Source organism: Gemmatimonadota bacterium, from assembly GCA_026387915.1.
In the GTDB taxonomy this organism is placed as follows: Bacteria; Gemmatimonadota; Gemmatimonadetes; order Gemmatimonadales; family Gemmatimonadaceae; genus Fen-1231.
This window is the reverse complement of the sequence record JAPLKS010000019.1, coordinates 1-3,843: the sequence shown is the minus strand read 5'-3', so window position 1 is coordinate 3,843 and position 3,843 is coordinate 1. Positions and strand designations below refer to the sequence as shown.

The following is a 3,843-nucleotide window of genomic DNA, read 5'->3' as shown; positions in this document are numbered from 1 at the left end:
GGAAATGCCGCTGGCAGCGTTGAGTGCGTGGGCGGCCGCGCAGGCGCCGAGCGTGGGTGCGGTGCGCGAGATTCAGCAGTACCCCGGCGGGTTCAGCAACCTGACGTATTTGATCGCGGCGGACGGTGGCACCTTTGTGGTGCGACGTCCGCCGCGCGGCGTTGGGCCTGGGGTGGCGCACAATATGGCGCGCGAGTTTGGGATTTTGACGGTGCTCGCGACGCGCGGGGTGGCGGCGCCGCGGCCGGTGGCGTTGTGCGAGGACGTGGGGATTGTCGGAGCCCCCTTCTATATAATGGAGCGGGTTGCGGGGACCATTTTGCGCGGGTCGCCCGACCCCGTGCCGGCGCCGGCGGTGATGCGGGGGCTGAGCGAACGGTTTGTGCAGACGTTGGTGAGCATCCACTCCATTGGGCCCGACGATGCGGCGATTGCCGCGTTGGGAAAAGGGGCCGGGTATGTGGCGCGTCAGGTGAGTGGGTGGACCGCGCGATGGGAGAAGAGCCGCACAGAGGATGTGCCCGACATGGAGCGGTTGGCCGGCTGGCTTCTGACGCACCAGCCTGCGGACGCGGGGAGCTGTTTGGTGCACAACGATTTTAAATACGACAATCTGGTGTTGGATACCGCCGATCTCACGCGCGTGGTTGGTGTTCTGGATTGGGAGATGGCGACGCTCGGCGATCCATTGCTGGATGTGGGGACGTCGCTCGGGTATTGGACGGAGGCGAGCGATCCGGCGGAGTTCCGGGCGCTGGGGCTTGGGGCCACGGCGCTGCCTGGGAACTACACGCGTGCGGAACTGTGGGCGCGCTACTTAGAGGTGACGGGACGCTCGTTTGTGCCGATGACGTGGTACAGGGCGTTTGGGGTGTTCAAAGTCGCCGTGATTGCGCAGCAGATTTATGCGCGGCATGTGAAGGGGCTAACAGGGGATGAAAGGTTTGGCAGGTTGGGGAGGGCGGTGAAGTTGTTGGGGGCGTTTGGGGTGGCGGGTACAGAGTAGAGAGCCACAACACGCCCGACCCTTTTGGCGTTAGGGTGGAAAGCCAAGGGTGACTCGAAAAACGCACTCTCTTTAAACATAGCATATGCAGTTTCGCCCTCTCATTGAGCCCGCCATGCTTCCCACCCGCTCGCTCGGCACCCAAGGTCTCACCGTCTCGGCGCTTGGACTCGGCTGCATGTCCATGAACCATGGCTACGGCACGGCGGCCGAGCGCGACGACGTTGAGTCGATTGCCACGATTCATCGCGCGCTTGAGCTGGGGCTGAACTTTTTCGACACGGCCGAGGTGTATGGGCCATACACGAATGAGGAACTGCTCGGGCGGGCGCTCCGCGGACGGCGCAGCGGCGCCATTATTGCCACGAAGTTCGGCTTCTCGTTCGACGGGCCGAAGACTACCGGCACCAATAGTAAACCTGAGCATCTGCGTGCGGCCGTTGAAGGTTCGTTGCAAAGGCTCGGTACCGACCACATCGACCTGCTCTATCAGCATCGCGTCGATCGCGCGGTGCCGATTGAAGAGACCGTTGGCGCTATGGCTGATCTCGTGCGTGAAGGAAAGGTGCGGTATTTGGGGCTCTCCGAGGCCGGTGTGAAGACCATCCGTCGGGCGCACGCCGTGCACCCGATATCTGCGCTGCAAAGCGAGTACTCGCTCTGGGAGCGGAATCTCGAGCCGGAAATTATTCCGCTGCTGCAGGAGCTCGGCATTGGGCTCGTGCCGTTCAGTCCGCTTGGCCGTGGATTTCTGACGGGAACAACAACGCGCGCCGAGGAACTTTCGGAGTCGGATTTCCGCCGCAATAACGACCCGCGGTATCACGGCTCAAACTTCGACGCGAATATGGCGGCCGCCGTGTCGGTGCGTGAGTTTGCGGTGTCGCGCGGTGCGGCGCCTGGGCAGGTGGCGCTGGCGTGGCTCTTACACAAGGGAGCGAACATCGTGCCGATCCCAGGAACGAAGCGTCGGCAGTATCTCGAAGAAAACATCGGCGCCGCGTCGCTTGTGCTGAGTGCGGAGGAGATGACGTTTCTCAATGATGCACTCGCGCCCGAGAAGATTTCGGGAGCACGGTATTTTGCGCACAGTATGGGAATGGTGGATCGGTAGTTTGACCACCGCAGCGAATTGTACGCGACTCCTGCGGTGCGATACTGCGCACTGTTCTCGGTGTTCACTGACATTTTGGAGATAAAGATGTTCTTGCCCCGCAGCTGGAAATTCCGCACGGCACTGCTCTGCCTCGCCGCTGCCCCGTGGCTCCTTGCCGCACAACAAGCCGCGCCGCGCGCCGACCTGATTCTTGTGAATGGTCGCGTGCTCACGGTGGACGCGACCGATCGCGTGGCGCAGGCCGTGGCCCTCGCGGGCAATAAAATCATAGCGGTGGGGACGAACGCCGAGGTGCAGCGGCTGGCCGCGCCAAACGCGCGCCGCATTGATCTTGCGGGGCGCACTGTGACGCCAGGGTTGATTGACGCGCACGCGCACTTCGCGAACGCGGGCACTGCGCGACTCTTTGTTCTCGACCTCGCGTATCCGACGGTGAAGCGCGTGGCCGACATTGTGGCCGCGGTGAAGGCAAAGGCCGCCACACTTCCAAAGGGCGCGTGGATTGAGGGGCAAGGGTGGGACGAGGGGAAGCTCACCGAAAAGCGGATGGTGAGCGCCAAGGATCTCGACGCCGCAGCGCCCGACAACCCGGTGTACCTGACGCAGACCACCGGCCACTACGGCGTGGCGAATAGCCTCGCGCTCAAACTCGGCAACGTCACCAAGGACACGCCGAATCCGCCCGCTGGCACAATAGACCGCAACGCCGACGGCACTCCCACGGGCGTGCTCAAGGAAGGCGCGCAGGGACTTGTGCGTCGGCTTATTCCCGCGCGTAATGCGGGCGACACCGAGCGCGGCATTCGTGACATTGTGAAAGCCTTCAATGCAGAGGGAATGACCGGTGTAAAGGACCCCGGCGTCTCGCCGCAGGCGTGGGACGTATACAAGAAGGTGCAGGCCGACAGTGCGCTCACCGTGCGCGTCTTTGCCCTCTGGCTCGGCGGGCGCAGTGTGGAAGGCGCCAAGCGGATTATTGAGCAACGCGCCGCCACGACGCGCCCGTACGAGAGCACCGGCGACGACCAACTTATTAGTGGCGGCATCAAGCTGTACATTGACGGCTCAGGCGGCGCGCGCACCGCTTGGCTGTACGACGACTGGAACCGAGAGTTCACGGGCGTGGATGTGGGGAACCACGGGTATCCGAGCTCGTCGCCGGATACTGTGCGCATGCTCATCCGCATGTACCACGATGCGGGGATGCACGTATCGACGCACTCGATTGGCGACCAAGGAATTGACTGGGTGATGGACAGTTACGACCAGGCCATGCGCGAGAACCCCAAGCAGGGGCTGCGCCACGGGATTATTCACTCGAACATCCCGAGCGACCACGCGATTGCGCTGATGGCCAAGCTGCAGCACACGTACGACGCGGGGTATCCGGAGCCGAGTGCGACCTTTACGTGGTGGTTGGGTGATACGTACGCCGCGAACTTTGGTGCCGCACGGTCGCCGCGACTCAATCCCTTTGCGACGTTCAAGAGTAAGGGGATTGTGTGGGCGAACGGATCGGACTTTGGCGTCACGCCATTTGCCGCGCGCTATGGCATCTGGGCCGCCGTGGCCCGTGAGCCGCTGCTCGGCGTGTATGGGAGCGACCCGTTTGGGCGGAAGGAGTCGGTGGATGTGAAGACCGCGTTACGCGCGGCGACGCTGTGGGCCGCGCGTCAGCTGTTTCTGGAGACGAAGATTGGTTCGGTGGAAGTGGGCAAGT

3 protein-coding genes are annotated in these 3,843 nt (G+C 63.1%); all 3 read left to right on the top strand.

What is annotated here, in order from left to right; all coding sequences use genetic code 11:
* On the top strand, positions 1-1,006 hold a 1,006-nt coding region (locus tag NTZ43_13130; GenBank protein ID MCX5768156.1), incomplete at its 5' end, for a phosphotransferase family protein.
* A gap of 115 nt (positions 1,007-1,121) precedes the next feature.
* Positions 1,122-2,120: an aldo/keto reductase gene (locus tag NTZ43_13125; protein MCX5768155.1), complete on the top strand. Its 999-nt coding sequence runs from the start codon at positions 1,122-1,124 to the stop codon at positions 2,118-2,120.
* 87 nt (positions 2,121-2,207) lie between these two features.
* The coding region (locus NTZ43_13120) for an amidohydrolase (protein ID MCX5768154.1) at positions 2,208-3,843 on the top strand (1,636 nt) is incomplete at its 3' end.